Origin of the sequence: Bartonella sp. LB28NMGDW (assembly GCF_042194435.1) — a bacterium.
GTDB classification, from domain to species: domain Bacteria; phylum Pseudomonadota; class Alphaproteobacteria; order Rhizobiales; family Rhizobiaceae; genus Bartonella; species Bartonella grahamii.
This window is the reverse complement of the sequence record NZ_JBHIMX010000133.1, coordinates 1-718: the sequence shown is the minus strand read 5'-3', so window position 1 is coordinate 718 and position 718 is coordinate 1. Positions and strand designations below refer to the sequence as shown.

Here is a 718-nt window from a genome sequence, read left to right as displayed (position 1 = left end):
ACTATTCTAAGTCATACAGTTGGCGGCAAAGTAGAGCGTGCCTATCGTCGTACTGATTATCTAGAACAGCGCCGTGTTTATATGGATAAATGGGCGGCTTATGTCACGGGTCAATCTTAAGATATGGGGTGAATAACCCCATTATCTGTGGATAACTTTAGCTCTCTTCTCTCTCATTCTTTCTCAATAAGAGTCATAAATTATCACATTAGAAATTGTATGATAAAATATTGTTTTCTATAAATAAAATACCTTTAAAAATGAACCAAAATGTGGTTAATAAATGGTTATGATTTGTTGCCATTTTTTGATAGTGAAAGGATTTTAGTATGACAGAAAATGATATTCTTTTGACAGATCGTGAAAGTGCAAAATTGCTTCATATGAGTGTCTCAACATTCCGCCGTCATGTTACCAATGGATCTCTCCCCAAACCCCTAAAATTGGGTTTTTTATCGCGTTGGTTACAATCGGATCTTTTGAATGTCATCGAGCAAGCAAAACAGCAACGTTATAACGACGCGGCATAAAAAGAAAACCTTGTCACGTAAGGACGGACAAGGCTTTCTCAAGCTCATCAACCTGGTGCTTTATTTGGTGTAAATTCAAGGCTTTCTCTGCTGAAGCAAGACTTAAGGCTGGCATTCAAGTTGTTCTGAATGTTTTTTACAATAAGGGCTATTTAAGCGTCTCTCAACACTTCGCTGAGGCATGACAG

The 718-nt window shown here is 37.6% G+C and carries 1 protein-coding gene; it reads left to right on the top strand.

Annotation, left to right across the window (positions count from 1 at the left end; translation table 11 throughout):
- Nucleotides 1–329 precede the first annotated feature (329 nt).
- The gene (locus tag ACFIKG_RS09625) at nt 330–530 is read left to right on the top strand and encodes a helix-turn-helix transcriptional regulator (RefSeq protein ID WP_375646451.1); all 201 of its coding nucleotides are present in this window, start codon (nt 330–332) and stop codon (nt 528–530) included.
- Nucleotides 531–718: the final 188 nt, after the last annotated feature.